This is a genomic window from Mycolicibacterium sp. ND9-15, from assembly GCF_035918395.1.
Lineage (GTDB): Bacteria > Actinomycetota > Actinomycetes > Mycobacteriales > Mycobacteriaceae > Mycobacterium.
Genome location: NZ_CP142362.1, coordinates 3559362 through 3576403, shown reverse-complemented (window position 1 = coordinate 3576403; position 17042 = coordinate 3559362). Strand labels below are relative to the sequence as shown.

Here is a 17042-nt window from a genome sequence, read left to right as displayed (position 1 = left end):
CTGTCGGTTCCCGCCCTACCGTGAACCTCATGGCGGCACCCGACCACGACGACACCGACGACAGACGCCCCAGTCCCCCGCTGTTCACACCGTCCGGTGGCGGGCTGGGAAACGTGTTCGGTCCCCTCGAGCGCACCGGTCGGTTCTACGCCGAAGCCTGGCGCGACTACTTCGAACGGACCGACAGCGACATCCCCGTCGCGCGGCCCACGCTGTCGCTGGCGACCCATGCGTTCCGTGATGAGATCGTCCTGCTCGGTCTGCGGGCGCGCCGACCACTGAGCGACCCGGACACGTTCTCGCGCATCACTCGTGAGGCGGCCGCCGCGGTCGACTTCTACCAGCAGATGGGCTGGCTCGACGACCCGACGCTATTCTTCGCGCCGCCGCCTGCGCTGGCCGACATCGCGATCCATCGGGTGAAGTCCCGCAGGCACTCTCACCAACGCATGGTGTTCGACAGCGGCTACGTACCCGATCCCAGGGAGCCGGGCGCCGAGCGCTGGCTGAGCTATACCAGCAACCGGCGATGCTATGCGTTGATGCTGCGCCACCGCGAGCCGGCACCCTGGCTGGTGTGTGTGCACGGCGCCGAGATGGGCCGTGCCGCACTCGATCTCACCCTCTTCCGCGCGCAGTGGCTGCACCGCGAACTTGGGCTGAACGTCGTGCTGCCGGTACTGCCGATGCACGGTCCTCGTGCGCGGGGTCTGCCGAAGGGGGCCGTGTTCCCCGGTGAGGACATCCTCGACGACGTGCACGCGGCGGCGCAGGCAGTGTGGGACGTCCGCCGCCTGTTGTCGTGGATCCGCAGCCAGGAGCCGGACGCGCCGATCGGCCTGAACGGCATCTCGCTCGGCGGCTACGTCTCATCGCTGGTGGCCAGCCTGGAAGAGGGACTGACCTGCGCGGTGCTTGGTGTCCCCGTCGTCGACCTCGTCGAACTGCTGGGCCGTCACGCCGGGTTCCGGCGCGATGATCCGCGCCGCGACACCATCGAACTGGCCGAACCGCTCGGCAGGATGACCTCGCCGCTCAGCCTGACTCCTCGCGTGCCGATGCGGGGCCGGTTCGTCTACGCGGGCCTCGCCGACCGGTTGGTGCACCCCCGGGAACAGGTGGTGCGGCTCTGGGAGCACTGGGGCCGGCCCGAAATCGTCTGGTACCGCGGTGGCCACACCGGGTTCTTCGAGGCGCGGCCGGTGCAGCGGTTCATCGAAGCCGCGCTCGTCCAGTCGGGTCTGGTGAAGCGGGTATCCGCTCAGGTGGAGTGACGTGGATTTGCTGGACCCGCTCGACGCGGCGATGATGACCGGAGAAGTCATCGCCAGCCCTTTGCACGTCGCGGCGGTCCTGATCCTGAAACCACCCGACGGCGCCGGGCCGGGATACGTCGACGACCTCTATCGGCAGGCGCGCACGACATCGGTGGCCGCGGACCGGCGGCTTCGCCGATATCCGCACCTCGGCGTCGACACCGGCGGGTTGTGGAGCTGGCGCGAAGCCGACGCCGTCGACCTCGACCGGCACCTGACGCGCCGGACCCTGCCCGCCGGTTCGGGCCGAAATGAACTGTGGCAGTTGGTGAGCCGACTACATGCCGAGCGCCTGGACCGGTCTGGCCCGATGTGGGCGTTCTGTCTGATCGACGGCCTCGACGACGGACGCTTCGCCTGGTACCTGAAAGTGCATCACACGATCATGGACGGTGTCGCGGGCCTTCAGATGATCATCGACAGCCTCAGCGCCGATCCGGACCGCCGAGAGATGCCCCCCTTCCATGCCGCCTCCGCCGGCCGGGCCGGAATATCCAAACCGGGCGGATTGCCCAACCCGTTCGCGGTGCTCCGGTCGGTACTCGGCGCCGCCACTTCGGGGGTCGAGTTGTCGGGACGACTCGTCGGCGGCCTGTCCGACCTGGTGCACAACCTGACCGACGACGCCGCCGTGGCGCCGCTGACCGCTCCCTACACGCGACTGAACGACGAGGTCGGCCACGACCGCGTCGTCGCGGCCGTCACCGTGTCCAAGGCGCGCATCAGGGCCGTACAGGCCCTCGCCGACGTGACCGGCAACGACGTCCTCACCGCCGTCGTGGCGGGGGTGCTGAGAGGCTGGCTACTGGACCACGGCGAACTGCCGGACCGCTCACTGGTGGCGTTCTGTCCGATCACCGTACGGGCACGCGAACCGGAAAACCAGGACGGCGGTAACGCGTTCGGGGGATGGCTGTGTCCGTTGGGCACCGATCTGGACGATCCCGCCGCCCGACTGCACCTCATCCACCGGTCGATGACGCAGGGCAAGGGTCAGGTCGCGAACAGGGGCGGGGGCGTCTCCATGCTCCTGCTGTCGCTCGGCATCGCACCTACACTGATGACGCCGGCGATGCCGCGGGTGTCGCGGCTGCGCACCGGATACAACCTGCCGATATCGAATGTCCCGGGACCGCACCGCGAGATGTACTGGAACGGCGCACATGTCGAAGACATCTACCCCATCTCGACGGTGTATAGCGGGCAGGCACTCAATGTCACGGTGTGCTCCTACGCGGACCGCGCCTGCTTCGGTTGGGTGGCCGGCGCCGATGCGATGCCAGATATCGACACGGTTACCGAACGCACCGAGCGGTCGTTGGCCGAACTCGAGGCGGCGGTGGGTGTTTCGCCGGCTACCCGGAGAGGGTGAAGCCACTCGACGCGCCGTAGACGGCGAGCGACACGAACAACGTCGTGATCACAACGAGGATCAGTGACAACCGCACCGCGTGCCCGGTCGCGACGCCGACACCCACGGGTCCACCGCTGGCGTGATAGCCGTAGTAGGTGTGAACGAGCATCACCGCGACCGCCATCAGCGTCGCCTGCACGAACGACCACAGCAGGTTCTCCGGGATCAGGAAGGTGTCGAAGTAGTGGTCGTACACGCCGCGGGACTGCCCATTGATGTAGACGGTGGTGAACCGGGCGGCGAAGAACGCCGCGAGCACCGACAGCGAATAGAGAGGGATGACCGCGACCAAACCCGCGATGAGGCGGGTCGACACCAGATAGGCGATCGACCGCACGGCCATCGCCTCCAGGGCGTCGATCTCCTGCGAGACGCGCATGGCGCCCAGTTGCGCTGTGCTGCCGGCGCCGATCGTCGCGGCCAACGCGATGCCCGCGATCACCGGGGCGATGATGCGCACGTTGAGAAACGCGGACAGGAATCCCGTGAGCGCCTCGATGCCGATGTCACCCAGCGACTTGTAGCCCTGCACTGCGACGATGCCGCCGGACGCCAGCGTGAGAAAGGCGGCGACACCGACGGTGCCGCCGATCATCACCAGCGCGCCTACGCCCATCGTCATCTCGGCCACCAACCGCAGCGTTTCCCCGCGGTACCTCGTCGCGGCCAGCGGCAGGTAGCGGATCGACAGGGCGTAGAACGCGGCGTGCTCACCGATCCGATCGACGACACGAAGCACCGCATCGCCGACGCGGCGCAACCGCACGCGCGAGTCGTGGCTGAGCAGCACCACTCAATATCACTGCATGTGGTCCGGTTTCGCAGGGTATTGCGGCCTAATGCCGCTCGGTGGGCACGAACGTGATCGGATCAGGACGGTGCAGACGGTTCTGCGTCGAGCAGGTGTTTGAGCGCCAGCGAAAAGCCGTCCGCCATTGCCCACACGTCAGGTACGAGATCCGGACACGTGATGATCCCTACGTCGAGTTTCGTGTCGTGCGACAGCACGGTGATGTTGAGTCCGGCGCCGTGGAAGATGGGCCCCAGCGGATACATGGCGGTGATGGCCGAACCGAGGAAGTACAGCGGTGCAGTGGGTCCGCGGACGTTGGAGATCACCAGGTTGTGGATGGGCCGCTCGCTGAGCGGGCTGTGTGCGTAGAGGTACATCATGGGCGCCGCCACGAGATGGTTCATCAGCCGCGTCCAGTCCATGACCAGTGTGGCGTCCATGCTGGAGCTGTGTTCCTTGGCCGTCGAGTCGTCCAGTGCGACAGCGCGAAGGCGCTCGCCAGGATCGGCCAGTTGCGTTTCGAGGCGCGTGAACAGCACCGAGGTCTGATTGCGCCCGGACTCTCGCACTCTGTCGTGCACGGAGACCGGCACCGCGGCGATGAGCGAGGCCGAGGGCAGGGCGTCACGTTCGATCAGGTACTGCCGCAGCACTTCTGAGCAGAGGGTCAGCACGACATCGTTCACCGTGACCGTGAAGCGCTTGGCGATCGACTTGACGTCGGCCAGATCCAGTTCGGCGAACCCGACGGCGCGGCGGCCGCTGACCGCGGCGTTGAACGGAGTGGCCGGGGCGGCGAACGGGGCGGCCATGGTTCGTCCTGCCCGCATCCGCCGGAGAATGTCCACGGCGGTCCAGACCGTTCTCGACAGCAGGCCCGCCAGTTGCAACGGGCGCGTCGCGACGTTGACCGCACCGCCCAGGGCCAAGCGCAGCGTGCTGACCTCACCTGCACCCGAAAGTGGTTCCGGCACTTGCGAATCGGGTGCCAGGCTGCACAGTCGCGACATCAGGCCCGCCGAACTCACCCCGTCGATGACGGCGTGGTGGATCTTCGACAGCACGGCCACTCGGCCACCGCGCCGGGGATCGGTTCCGTCCAGTCCCTCGATGACCCACATCTGCCACAGCGGAAGGCCGCGGTCAAGCGGGGCGGAGGCGAGCTGGCCGCAGAGTTCCGCGACCTCGCGCGGGCCGCCCGGCACCGGAACGGCGACCCGGTGCAGGTGTCGGTCGATGTCGAACCGGTCGTCTTCGGCCCACGCCGGATGGTCGGGGTTCAAGACGGTGTCGACCACCTTCTCGCGGAACTCCGGCAGGGCGTCGATCCGTTGAAGCAGCGCTTCGCGGAGCCGGTCGAACGTGTATCCGCCCGGCATGGTCGACGTGTCCAACTCCAGGAGCGAACACACATGCATCGGGGTGTCGGAACTCTCGACGTAGAGAAAACTGGCGTCGAACCCGCTCAAGCGCTCCATTCCGCTGCCACCTCTCGATCGCGAGCCTTTCCTCAATCCGACTACCTGGCGAGCGGCGGCGGAAGAGACCTAAGTCCTGTGGGGCGGGGTACTTCGTCGTCACGGGGGCACCCGCGCTACAGGAACGAGTTCTCCGCGGTGAGTCCGCGTTCCGGGAACTCCCCCAGCGCGAATGTCTCGGCGTTACCCAGCCCCGACCCGCCTCCGATCGGATCCTCCACACGAACCAGCAGATCGCGCAGTTGATGCAGCTTGCGTGCGTTCTCGCGGGTGTCGCAGTCGGCCACGTGATAGCCCTCGACCCGCAGCTCGCCCACCCACTGGCCGTAAACCCAGTCGTTCCAGCCGTAGTAGCCGGCCGTACCGAGATGAAACCCCGTCGGCCCGGCCGCGGTGATCGTCAGCGGCCGCCTGGATCCGTCGGCGTCGATCAACGTGATCGTCCCGTGGGTGAGCCGACGGTTCTCGTCGTTGAAGTGCAGATCCTGTTCCACCGACACGAAGCGGTGCGACGTTCCGTCATCATTCTGTTGCTCTGCCTGACAGCGGATTTCGAGAAACCCGTCACCGCGCTCCTCCTGGTACATCACGAACAACGAGTACGACGTCTGATCGGAGCGGGTCAACGTCATGGGCAGCCACGTCATGAACATCTGCTTGATCTTGCGGCCACCGCGGGGCAGACCCGGGATGGGCTTTCCTACGCCGGGCCGCAGACCCCACGAATGGTCTCGCACCGAAATCCATCCGTCGGGTTCGATCTCGGTGCGCCTACCGTCCACCTCGACCCACCCCGACGCCACCCCAATCTGGTGGTACCGCAGCACATTATGAGTGACCCGGTAACCGTCGGGGCTGCGGTCCGGCCATGGGTCCTCCAACGCGGCGTCGAAGCTGCCGCGCATGACGACGTCGAAGGCAATGGGCGCATGGTCTGTCGCGTCGAGGCTCACCTGAATCGACCGCAGCGGTTCCAGCACGCGATAGCGGATCGGCCCCACCTCGGTCGACGACGGATCCGACGACAGGCGGCGGCCCCCCCGCACCGTCCACTGCTCCGTACCGCGACACACCCCCGCCGCACCGTCGAACACGCCCCGGTTGGTGTACTTCCCGACGCCGAGAACGACCTGCAACGAGTTGTCCCGCGCATGGGCGAGCGTCCAGATCTTCTCCGTCCAGGACGGATCCGACTGGCTCACCGTGGCGAACGTGTCCACGATCTGATGGGTGAGCGACTCGTCCTCGGGCACCAGAGCGCCGTAGTTCGTCGTCAGCAATCGATGTCACCTTCCGTGGTGCCCGACGACCGGGCGAACGTCGTCATGTCGGCGCCGCGGTCGTAGGCTCGCATCCAGGTCTGCGCCCAGTCGGGCAGCGGCTGATCGGCGGGATCGTGATACGGCGTCTGCGAAAGTGCCAGCCGCCAGACCATTTTCACCAGATCGGCGGTCGGCACCGGTTGGAAGATCGTCGGAGCCCGACCGGGGCCGCGCGGGCGGCGGCGAACCGGGATGCGGTGTCTGAGCTCGCCCGTCAGGAAGTCGCCGGACAGCAGCGCGCGGGTGGACACGCCCCGGTCCTCGATCGGCACGACGTCGTCGAACGCGGCCGCTATCGCGTCGGCTATCGCGGCGACGTGGCCGAAGGTCCGCCTGACATGCTTGACTCGGGACCACGGGCGGCGGTTGACGTGGTTGCACAGGATCAAGCCCGAACTGCGATGCTCGATCTCCTCCACGAAATGCCACATCATCAGCGAGGCGACGCGCGCATCTCCCCCGCCGAACAGCGAATCACGGTGATCGAGAATCACTTTGAACAGCGGCGTGAACGTCGCTTCGAGGTTGGCGATGTAGGCGAGGTGGAACTCGACCGGCTCTTGCTCGAGCAACTCGTCGTAGGCTGCGCAGGCAGCCGCATAGCACTGCCCGAGATCGGGATAGCGCTCGATCAGCGCGAGCATGTGCCTGCGGTGGGCTGCGGCGTGCTGTGCCTCCTGCTTGAGAAATCTGTCGGCTTCGGCTGCGACATCGGGCTTTTCGGCCAACCGGTCGGCGGCCATGCGCACCGCGCTGACGATGTAGCGCTCGAAGGGCACTGCGATGAACGTGAACGCATTGCAGAACAGCCCGAAGTTCGGGTTGGTTGGTTGCCACAGGAACGGCACCGTCGCGTCGAACTCCCATCCGATCTTGCGGACGACGAGGTCGGTCACCGTTGCTCTCCTCCGCGCCGGGACGTGACATGACGCGGTCCGGCGTGCTCGGGCTTGATGTAGCGTCAGTGTGACATTTGGGCGTTTAGATGTAAAGGACGATGATGGTTCGGAGGCGGCGCCACGCGGCCGGGCTCGACACCGGTCGCAGCGCTCGGGCCACTTGGAAGGTCAGCTCTTTACATCGAACCCGCTGCGTGTAAGCCTCTTGGCATGGCTGGCATTGCCCTGGTTCGACGCGACCTGACGGCCACCCGGGCGAGGTTGCGTGACTGGTTCGTCGACCGGTACTCCGACGACGTGGCCGTGTCCGAACTGCGCACGGCGAACCGGGCCGCGGGGTGGTCGAGCGAGACGCTGGTCTTCTCGGCCGAGACCGATGGGCAATCAAGCGAATACGTCATCCGGATACCACCTGCCGGCGGCGGCATCTTTCCCGACTACGACTTCGACGCGCAGGCGTCGACGCAGAGACTTCTGCACGACCACGGTGTCGCAACACCGTCGCCGATTCTCTTCGAGCCGGACGAATCGTGGATCGGCTCGAAATTCCTTGTGATGCCGCGAATCGTCGGCCACACGCCGTCGGACACCAGCTATGCGACCCGGGGCTGGCTACACGACGCGGGGCCGGTGGTGCAACGCAGAGTTCACGACTCGTTCGTGAAGACCCTGGCACGGGTGCACCGCGTGCCCGTCGGGCAGGCGCCGTGGCTGGCGCGGCCCGGTGGTGTCGGCGTCACCGCCGAGCTCGACTGGTGGCAGGAGTACGTCAGGTGGGGCACCGGCAATCAAGTCCCCGACGTCATCAGCGAAGCTTTCGACTGGCTGAGGCGTCGCCAGCCCTGCCCCACAGTCGATTTGAGCATCTGCTGGGGTGATGCGCGGTTATCGAACGCGATCTTCGACGACTCCGGCGAACTCGTCGGGGCGTTGGACTGGGAGCAGGCGTGCATCTGTCCCGCCGAAGCCGATGTCGCATGGTGGTTAGCCACTCGCAAGCAGATGCTCGAGGTGAACGGATTGGACCTCGACCCCGAATTGGCGGGCTTCGACAGCCGTGCGGCCGTGGTCGCCCGCTATGAGGAGATGCTCGGCCGGCCACTGCAGAATCTCGACTGGTACGAGATCTTCGCGATGGTTCGCATGGGCTGCTGCATCCTGCGGACGCAGGTCTTGCTGCGGGCGACCGGGCAGTCGGACCACTTTCTCACCCGGGCGCCGATCCTGCCCGCCTGGACGACGGCGGCGGTCCGCGCCTAGCCCCGCCGGGGTGACTCGTACCGACGACAGTGCGCAAACTGCTGTGCTGGCGCAGCGTGTCGTGCGCAAGCACGCACGCTCGCGCGAAGGCGCGCGGAAAACTAGGTGACCAGCGAGACCGAGGTGCTGCGGCGCAGCTTGCCCGACGGCGTCTTCGGAATGGTGCCGGGGCCCAGCACGACGACGTTGCGGGGCCGCACGTCGACCTCGGCCACCACCTCGTGGGCGACGCGGTGCTCGATGCGACGCACCTCGGCGGGATCCTGCCAGGAGTTGGACTCGACGGCGACGGCGAACGTCTCCCGCGAGTGACCGGCGTCGAGTCGCACGGCGACGGCACAACCCGGGCGGACACCTTCGACACGGCACGCGGCGCGCTCGATATCGGTCGGATAGATGTTGCGGCCGGCCATGATGATGACGTCCTTGACGCGGCCGCACACGACGATGTTGCCTTCGTCGGTGACGTAGCCGAGATCGCCGGTGTCGTACCAGCCGTGCTCGTCTTGGGCCGGGATGAAGCCGCCCATGGTGAGGTAACCGGGTGTCAGCGACTCGCCGCGAAGCTCGATCACCCCGACACCGCGCGGCGGCATCACGTTGCCGTGTTCGTCGATGACGCGCGCCTCGAGGTCGCGCAGCAGTGGGCCCAGCGAGGCGAGCCTGCGGGTGTTGCCCTTGGTGGCGGGCACGGCGCGGCGCAGGGCGGCCAGCAGGTCGGCGTCGACTTCGTCGACCACCAGACCCGCGCCGCAGGGGGAGAACGACACCGCCAGGGTGGTCTCGGCCATGCCGTACGCGGGCAGGATCGCATCGGGCTTCAGGCCGAACGGCTTACCGGCGTCGAGCAGGTCCTCGACGTCGGCGGGCTCGACGGGCTCGGCGCCGGAGAGCGCGAAGCGCAGCGTCGACAGGTCGAACTCGCCCGGCTTGGCCTGGCGGCGCAACCGCTTGGCGAACAGCGCATAGGCGAAGTTCGGCGCCGCGGTCATGGTGCCCTTGTACTTGTCGATGAGCTTGGCCCACAGCAGGGTGTCGCGCAGGAAGTCCATCGGCGTGACCTTGACCAACTCGGCGCCGAAATACATCGGGATGGTCAGGAAGCCGACCATGCCCATGTCGTGGAAGCAGGGCAGCCAGCTGACCATGACGTCCTTCTCGACGTCGTACTCGGCGCCGATGAACATCGCCTCGGCGTTCGAGTAGATGTTGCGGTGCGTGATCTGCACTGCTTTGGGAGAACCGGTCGATCCGGAGGTCAGCTGCATCAGCGCGAGATCGTCCTCGCCGACGTCGATCGGGTCGATCGGATCGGACGTGAGGAGGTCGGGCACCGTGAGCACCTTGATGCCCTGCTCCTCGAGCACCGGGATGGCGACCATGAACGGCTCGGAAACGATGACGGCCTTGGCCTCGATCATGCGCACGACGGTCATCGTGTCCTCGGCCCAGAGCGCGAGGTCGGTGCGGGGCGTGGGCTGGTGAAGCATGGTCAGGCTGGCGCCACGCATCCACAGGCCTTGCGCGGTCGGGGCGATCTCCACCGGGAAGCCGGCCAGCACGCCGACCGCGTCGCCGAGGCCGATGCCGGCCTCGGCGAGGCCGCCCGCGATGCACCGCGCTCGCTCGTGGACCTCGCCCCAGGTGTGCCGGACGGGTTCGTACGGTTCACCGGTGACCATGCCCGTCGTGACGGTGCGGGCATTGCGGTACATCTTCTCGGTGAATCGGCTCACGACGACCTCCTCGGTTTCCGGAGCCGGGGCGCCGGCGACATATGCATCAGCGCAAATGTCCTTTGGAAATGTTCCGCCCGATCAGAGGCGCGTTCGCGGAGGCGCGCGCACAAATAGGGAGCGGTTGAGTCTCGAAACGGTGATGCCCCGTAGCCTGTGCCGTATCCGACGAGACGCCCACCGAGGCTTCCGGCGGGGAAAAAGGTCGCGTCCGATACATGACAGCTAATCTTCACCGTTGCTCATCTTAAGCAACTCTTAAGTAGCCGCCAAACTCTCACGAGAATTGAGGTCTGGCTCACACCGACTCGTGATCAATTCGATGTCGAGTGCACGGTTGTCGACGGCCCCACTCGGCGTTCGTACACAACCGCGGTGGCGGCGCGACCGGGCCTACACCGACGTCGACGGCGTCGGTACCACGCGGGCGCCCTGCACGGGGCCACTGGCCACCCGCACGGTGCGACACACGCCCGCGCCGGACAGTTGCGCGCCGACGTCGACGGCCGCACCTGCCGACTCGCACAGGAACGCGCAGGTCGGCCCCGATCCCGACACGATGCCGGCCAGCGCCCCGGCCTCGGCCCCGGCGCGCAGCGTGCGGCGCAATTCCGGATTGAGGCTCAGCGCCGCGGGCTGCAGGTCGTTGCCGAGCAGTGGCGCGAGCTCATTCGGATCGCCGGACGCCAGCGCGGCCAGTATGGGCTCCGGATCGTCGAGCCGCGGGGGCGCGTCGCGACCCGCCCCCGCTGTCGTGCGCAGCCGGTCGATCTCGGCGAACACCGCGGGCGTGGACAGGCCGCCGTCGGCAAAGGCCAGCACCCAGTGGAATGTGGTGCGGGCGAGCACCGTCGCCAGTTCCTCGCCGCGACCGGTGCCCAGCGCCGTTCCGCCGTGCAGTGCGAACGGCACGTCGCTGCCCAGTCGGGCCGCGATCGCATGCAGATCGCGCCGCGGCACGCCCAGTTCCCACAGCGTGTTGATGGCCACCAGCACCGCCGCGGCGTCGGCGCTGCCGCCCGCCATTCCGCCCGCCACCGGGATCGACTTCTCGATCAGGATCGCCACATCCGGCGCCCGGCCCACGTGCTCGGCCATCAACTCCGCCGCACGCCAGGCGAGGTTGCGCTCGTCGGTCGGCAGCGACTCGGCACCTTCGCCCGACACCTCCAACGACAGCATGTCCGCGTTGCGGACGGTGACCTCGTCGAGCAGTGAAACGGCATGAAACACGGTGGTGAGCTCGTGATAACCGTCGTCGCGGCGGTCTCCCACCTCCAGATAGAGGTTCACCTTGCCGGGCACGCGCACGGTGACCGTCCCGGTGGGAACCCACTCCGAGGCGGTGTTGCCGTTCCAGCCTGACACGGCACGACACTATCGAAAGGGCGGAGTGCCGGGCAGCCGGCACTAGTCTGAGCACGTGCTGTCGACCGGCGACCGGTTCGAGGACTACGTGGTCGACGAGGTCCTCGGCCACGGCGGATCCGCCACGGTCTACCGGGTGCACGACGCCGAGCACCCGGCCCGGGTGGTCGCCCTGAAGATCCTCGACGAACACAGCCGTGATCGGGCCCGCGTGGCCCGGCTGCGACGGGAGTACGAGTTCGCGCACCGGTTGGACCATCCGCACATCGTGACGGTGTACGAGCGGGGCCGAGGCTGGCTGACGATGGAGTTCATCGCAGGTGGCGGGGTGCAACGGCTCCGCACGATCCCCGATCGCCTCGGCGCGCTGGGCCAGATCGCCGACGCGCTGGACTACATCCACAACCGCGCGATCGTGCACTGTGACGTCAAGCCCGCCAACATCCTCGTCGAACCCGACGGCTCCCGTGCCGTGCTCATCGACTTCGGGGTCGCCGTCACGATCACCGACGACATCGGTCGCCGCCCGACACAAGTGGAGGCGTCGCTGCCGTACTCGGCGCCGGAACTCATCGCCGGGCGAGCACCGACAGAGGCAACCGACGAGTACGCCCTGGCGTGCACGGCGATCGAGCTGATCACCGGGGCTCCGCCGTTTCGGGAAGATTCCCGGGTGGGTCTCGTCGACGCGCACCTGCATCGTCCGCCACCGCGGCTTTCCCGTGAGATCGATTGGCTGCCACGCGCTTTCGACTCGATAACGGCCAAGGCTCTGTCGAAGGCGCCCGCGGACCGGTACCACTCCTGCCGCGAGTTCATCGCGTTGATCGCCCGTGCGTTGCACTCCCGAGCCGGTTAGCTACTTCGCACGCCGATCGAGCCGTGCTGGTCCTGCTCGCTGGACTCGGCCGCGGGCTTGTCGGCTTCACCTGACCGTTGCAGCAGCCGGACGAAGTCGGCGATGGCCAGGGTTTCGCCGCGGCGTGACGGATCGATGCTGGCGGCCAGCAGCCTGCGCGCCGACTCGTTGCCCGAGCCCGCCCACTCGGCGAACGCATTGCGGGCCGTCTTGCGGCGTTGCGCGAAGGCGATGTCGATCAGGCCGAACACCTTCTTGCGGAAGCCCTCGTCGGTCGGCCATGGCGGGGTCTCGTAGCGTTCGATGCCCACCAGGCCGGAGTAGACGCGGGGAATCGGCCAGAACACCGTCGGCGACACCATGCCGTAACGCCGGACGCTGCCGAAGAAGCGCACCTTGGCGCTGGGCACACCGTAATCCTTGCCGCCCGGTTCGGCAGCGAGTCTCTCCGCCACCTCGGCCTGCACCATCACCATCACGCTGCGGATCGAGGGAAGTTCGGCCAGTAGATGCAGCAGTGCGGGAACCGCGATGTTGTAGGGCAGGTTGGCGACCAGCGCGGTCGGCTCCTCGTCCAGCTCCTCACGCCGCAGCCCGAGGATGTCGCGGTTGAGCACGGTGAGCCGATTGATCTCGCTGTGCGAATGCTCGGCGACCGTGGTCGGCAGCCGGCGGGCCAACACGGGGTCGATCTCGACGGCGGTCACGCGCGCGCCGCGGTCCAGCAGAGCCAACGTCAGAGAGCCCAAGCCGGGCCCGACCTCGAGAACGTGATCGTGTTTGTTGACCCCGGCCGCCGAGACGATCCGTCGAACGGTGTTGGCGTCGTGAACGAAGTTCTGGCCGAACGTCTTACGCGGCCGAAAGTCGATTTCCTTTGCCAGCTGCCGTATCTCGGTCCGCCCAAGTAGTCGAATGGTCAGCGCGCACCAATCCTCCCGCTACAGGTCGGCCACGCTCCCCAACCTTGCCGCGCCCGAGTGACTTCAGCGATCGCGATTTGCTCTTCTTTCGTCGCCAAATCCGCTCTCGCAGCATATTTGAGACCGCCGTTGCGCTCCCACGTGTTCTGGTCGAACTGGACGCCACCGTAGTAACCGTTTCCGGTGTTGATGGCCCAATTACCTCCGGCTTCGCACCGGGCGAGCGCGTCCCACGCCGCCAGGTTGGCCACCTCCGGTACCTCGGTACCGGGTTTCGTGCCCACCCGCACCACGCCATCGCGCGCCGGCGTCACGACGACGTTGGCCACAGGCAACCTGCCCGTCTCGACACCGTTGAGTTTCGCGACCGCAAAGATCACGTCCTGCGTACCGGGCGCTCCCGGGTCCTCGACGACCTCGCGGCTCTGGTTCAGCGTCGGATCCTCGATGCGTTTGTGGGCCGGCGGCAGCGGCACTCGCTCGGTGACCTTGTCGATCCGGTTTCGCGTGACATCGATCTGCATGCCGTCGGCCACGGGTGCGGACGCGGCAGGCACCACGGTGTCGCGCTGTTCGAGCGGCGCACCCGCCGCGGCCAGCAGCCCGGCGACGTCGGGCGCAGCCAGGGTGACGGTGCGCATGGCCTCGCCGTCGTGGATGGTCACCGTCTTCGCGCTGACGACCGGCAGCGACATGCCTGCCAGCGGGACCCGGCTGCCGCGCGAAGCGGCGGCGGGCGCGGCGTCGGTCATCTCGAGTTGCGCGAGCGCCTCGTCGACCGTCGAGGCGGTCGTCCACACCTCCCGGCTGTCCTGACCGTCCAGCGAGAGCTGCAGCGGCCGGCTGCGGCGCAACACGATGGTGTCGTCCTGCTGCACCGGCTGATCGGCCGACGGGGAGAGGTCGTCGCGTTCACCGACGTCGAAGCCGTTCTCCCGAACCACGTCGATCACCCGTGACTGCATGGTCGCCACGGTCACCGAGGAGCCGTCCACGTTCAGCGTGACGGTTTTGTGCGCGGCCACCGCATAGCCGCCCGCGAAGGTGAGTGCGAGCAAGGTCGCACCAACCAAAAGGCGGAGCATCGGTGAGCGCGCTTCATGGAGTTTTGTGAAAGTGTTCAAGACGTCGTATATCTCCGACTATCGGACGGTGCGCGGCTGCCTGAGAGCGCTCCCGTTTGATCACAAGACGGTAACGGAGTGCTCTGGCGTCAGCAACTCGCAAGGCCATAGGCCCCGATGGCAGCCGTCGTGGTTTCTCGGGCGAGGACTTCTGCCGGCTTGCCGATTATCTCGGCCAGCGCACGGACAGTGTAGGGCAGGCAGTAGGGCTCATTGGGCGCGCCGCGGTACGGGTGCGGCGTGAGGAACGGTGCGTCGGTCTCGACGAGCATTTGCGCCGACGGGATCAGCGTGGCCGCTTCCCGCAGGTCTTTGGCGTTTTTGAAGCTGACGGTGCCCGAAAGGCTGAGTAGCCAGCCCTGGTCCACGCATTTTCTGGCCATCTCCGGACCCGAGGAAAAACAGTGGAAGATCACAGTCGCCGGTGCGCCCTCGGCGGCCAGCACGTCGAGAATCTGTGCATCGGCCTCGCGGTTGTGGATCATCAACGGTTTGCCGATCCGCTTGGCGAGGTCGATGTGCCAGGCGAAGGCGTCGCGCTGGGTGGTCGGGTCCGCACAGCCGTCCAGTTTGCCCGGCCAGTACAGGTCGAGGCCGGTCTCGCCGACCGCGACGACGCGACGATGGCCGGCGAGTCGCTCGATGACGGCCTTGGCTTCGTCGGTCAGCGCGTCGGCCCGCGTCGGATGCAGCGCGACCGCCGCGTAGACCCGCGCGTCCGCATCGGCGGCGTAGGTGACCCAACGCGCCGATTCGAGGTCGTCGGCGATGGTGACGACGGCCTGTACGCCGACCGCGGCGGCGCGATCGACGATCGCGGTGACGCTCGCCGCGTCCGTCGCGCCGCACGCATCGAGGTGGGTGTGCGCGTCGATCAGTGGGCTCAGCGGAGCCGGGGCGGGCGGCTGCTCCCTTCTGCCTGGGCGCTTCTCACTCACCGCCACACCATAAGCTGAGTTCAAATGACTACCGTTGTCCCCGGGGCGCAAGCGCCCACCCCAGGCGCGCCCTTCTACATCACCACCGCGATCGCCTACCCGAACGGCGATCCGCACGTCGGACACGCCTACGAGTACATCGCCACCGATGCGATCGCCCGGTTCAAAAGGCTGGACGGGTTCGACGTGCGGTACCTGACCGGAACCGACGTGCACGGATTGAAGATGGCCGAGGCAGCGCAGGCGCTGGGCGTCCCCACCGCCGACCTGGCGCGGCAGAACTCCGATGTGTTTCAGGGCCTGCAGGAGAAGCTCAACATCTCCTTCGACCGGTTCATCCGCACCTCCGACGCCGACCATTACGAGGCCTCGAAGGAGATCTGGCGGCGGATGAACGACGCCGGCGACATCTACCTCGGCTCCTACCAGGGGTGGTACTCCGTCCGCGACGAGCGGTTCTTCACCGACGCCGAAACCAGCGTCGGTGCCGACGGCGTGCGGGTGGCGGCGGAAACCGGGGCGCCGGTGACGTGGACCGAGGAGGAGACGTACTTCTTCCGGCTGTCGGCCTATACCGACAAGCTGCTCGCTCACTACCGGGCGCATCCGGAGTTCATCGAGCCCGGCGTGCGGCGCAACGAGATCGTCAGCTTCGTCTCCGGCGGGCTCAAGGACCTGTCGATCTCGCGCACCACTTTCGACTGGGGCGTGCCGGTGCCCGACCACCCCGATCACGTCATGTACGTGTGGGTGGACGCGTTGACCAATTACCTGACCGGGGTGGGCTTCCCGGACACATCGTCGCAGGAGTTCGGACGGTACTGGCCCGCCGATCTGCACATGATCGGCAAGGACATCATCCGCTTCCACACCGTCTACTGGCCGGCGTTTCTGATGTCTGCGGGAATCGAGTTGCCGCACAAGGTGTTTGCGCACGGTTTCGTACTCAACCGCGGCGAGAAGATGAGCAAGTCCGTCGGTAACATCATCGACCCCGTCAACCTCGTCGACACGTTCGGGCTCGATCAGGTGCGCTACTTCTTCCTGCGGGAGGTGCCGTTCGGCCAGGACGGCAGCTACAGCGAGGAGGCGATCATCGGGCGCATCAACGCCGACCTCGCCAACGAGCTGGGCAACCTGGCGCAGCGCTCGCTGTCGATGGTGGCCAGAAATCTCGACGGCATCGTCCCGGAGCCGGGGGATTTCACCGCCGAGGACACCGCGCTGCTGGAGTCGGCCGACGGGTTACTGGACCGGGTGCGCGCTCATTTCGACGCGATCGCGATGCACCTGGCCCTGGAGGCCATCTGGTCGGTGCTGGGGTCGGCGAACAAGTATTTCTCGGCTCAGGAGCCGTGGGTGCTGCGCAAGTCGGAATCCCCCGACGACCAGCGGCGATTCGATACGGTGCTGTACACGACGCTGGAGGTGGTGCGGATCGCGGCGATGCTGGCGCAGCCGGTGATGCCCGACTCGACGGCTAAGCTGCTCGACTTGTTGGGGCAGAATCCCGACGAAAGGACCTTCGCCGCTGTCAGCACCCGTCTGAAGCCAGGCACCGCCCTGCCGGCCCCTGCCGGCGTGTTCCCCCGCTACCAAGCTGAGTGATTCG

General features: G+C 67.1%; 14 protein-coding genes. 5 read left to right on the top strand and 9 right to left on the bottom strand.

The features are described 5' to 3' along the window. Window positions 1-29 precede the first annotated feature (29 nt). Both QGN32_RS16965 and QGN32_RS16960 read left to right on the top strand, forming a co-directional pair. Complete coding sequence (locus QGN32_RS16965) at window positions 30-1274, top strand: alpha/beta hydrolase family protein (protein ID WP_326545477.1); 1245 nt, start codon at window positions 30-32, stop codon at window positions 1272-1274. 1 nt (window position 1275) lies between these two features. Next, window positions 1276-2688 (top strand): wax ester/triacylglycerol synthase family O-acyltransferase, encoded by a 1413-nt coding sequence (locus tag QGN32_RS16960; protein ID WP_326545476.1) that lies wholly within the window; start codon window positions 1276-1278, stop codon window positions 2686-2688. On the opposite strand, the gene QGN32_RS16955 is transcribed toward QGN32_RS16960, so the two are convergent. The 4 genes from QGN32_RS16955 to QGN32_RS16940 form a co-directional block, all read right to left on the bottom strand. Further along, window positions 2672-3496, bottom strand: coding sequence for an MlaE family ABC transporter permease (locus QGN32_RS16955; protein ID WP_442791845.1), 825 nt, complete (start codon window positions 3494-3496; stop codon window positions 2672-2674). The genes QGN32_RS16960 and QGN32_RS16955 overlap by 17 nt on opposite strands. A 104-nt stretch (window positions 3497-3600) precedes the next feature. Beyond that, window positions 3601-5001, bottom strand: coding sequence for a WS/DGAT/MGAT family O-acyltransferase (locus tag QGN32_RS16950; RefSeq protein ID WP_326545475.1), 1401 nt, complete (start codon window positions 4999-5001; stop codon window positions 3601-3603). Between the two features lie 116 nt (window positions 5002-5117). Further along, complete coding sequence (locus QGN32_RS16945) at window positions 5118-6281, bottom strand: Rv3169 family protein (protein WP_326545474.1); 1164 nt, start codon at window positions 6279-6281, stop codon at window positions 5118-5120. After that, window positions 6275-7219 (bottom strand): metal-dependent hydrolase, encoded by a 945-nt coding sequence (locus QGN32_RS16940; RefSeq protein ID WP_326545473.1) that lies wholly within the window; start codon window positions 7217-7219, stop codon window positions 6275-6277. The genes QGN32_RS16945 and QGN32_RS16940 overlap by 7 nt, the downstream gene beginning before the upstream one ends. 213 nt (window positions 7220-7432) lie before the next feature. Between QGN32_RS16940 and QGN32_RS16935 the strand changes: the two genes are divergently transcribed. Continuing rightward, on the top strand, window positions 7433-8482 hold the full coding sequence (locus tag QGN32_RS16935; protein ID WP_326545472.1) for a phosphotransferase family protein: 1050 nt from the start codon (window positions 7433-7435) through the stop codon (window positions 8480-8482). A gap of 101 nt (window positions 8483-8583) precedes the next feature. Here the strand turns inward: QGN32_RS16935 and QGN32_RS16930 are convergent, their stop codons facing one another. Both QGN32_RS16930 and QGN32_RS16925 read right to left on the bottom strand, forming a co-directional pair. After that, window positions 8584-10218 (bottom strand): fatty acyl-AMP ligase, encoded by a 1635-nt coding sequence (locus QGN32_RS16930; protein WP_326545471.1) that lies wholly within the window; start codon window positions 10216-10218, stop codon window positions 8584-8586. 393 nt (window positions 10219-10611) lie between these two features. After that, on the bottom strand, window positions 10612-11586 hold the full coding sequence (locus tag QGN32_RS16925; protein ID WP_326545470.1) for a 4-(cytidine 5'-diphospho)-2-C-methyl-D-erythritol kinase: 975 nt from the start codon (window positions 11584-11586) through the stop codon (window positions 10612-10614). 55 nt (window positions 11587-11641) lie between these two features. Here QGN32_RS16925 and QGN32_RS16920 point away from each other — a divergent pair, with 55 nt between their 5' ends. Then, window positions 11642-12445, top strand: coding sequence for a serine/threonine-protein kinase (locus QGN32_RS16920; RefSeq protein WP_326545469.1), 804 nt, complete (start codon window positions 11642-11644; stop codon window positions 12443-12445). Here QGN32_RS16920 and rsmA read toward each other — a convergent pair. The 3 genes from rsmA to QGN32_RS16905 form a co-directional block, all read right to left on the bottom strand. Next, entirely contained in the window at window positions 12442-13368 is a 927-nt protein-coding gene (gene rsmA / locus QGN32_RS16915; protein ID WP_326549117.1) for a 16S rRNA (adenine(1518)-N(6)/adenine(1519)-N(6))-dimethyltransferase RsmA, read from the bottom strand. The two genes, QGN32_RS16920 and rsmA, sit on opposite strands and share 4 nt — an antisense overlap. Continuing rightward, a complete protein-coding gene (locus QGN32_RS16910) occupies window positions 13365-14492 on the bottom strand; it encodes a resuscitation-promoting factor (protein ID WP_326545468.1) in 1128 nt (375 codons plus the stop codon). The genes rsmA and QGN32_RS16910 overlap by 4 nt, the downstream gene beginning before the upstream one ends. Window positions 14493-14581: 89 nt before the next feature. Continuing rightward, window positions 14582-15430, bottom strand: coding sequence for a TatD family hydrolase (locus QGN32_RS16905; RefSeq protein ID WP_326545467.1), 849 nt, complete (start codon window positions 15428-15430; stop codon window positions 14582-14584). 24 nt (window positions 15431-15454) lie between these two features. Between QGN32_RS16905 and metG the strand changes: the two genes are divergently transcribed. Further along, on the top strand, window positions 15455-17038 hold the full coding sequence (gene metG, locus QGN32_RS16900) for a methionine--tRNA ligase (protein ID WP_326545466.1): 1584 nt from the start codon (window positions 15455-15457) through the stop codon (window positions 17036-17038). Window positions 17039-17042: the final 4 nt, after the last annotated feature.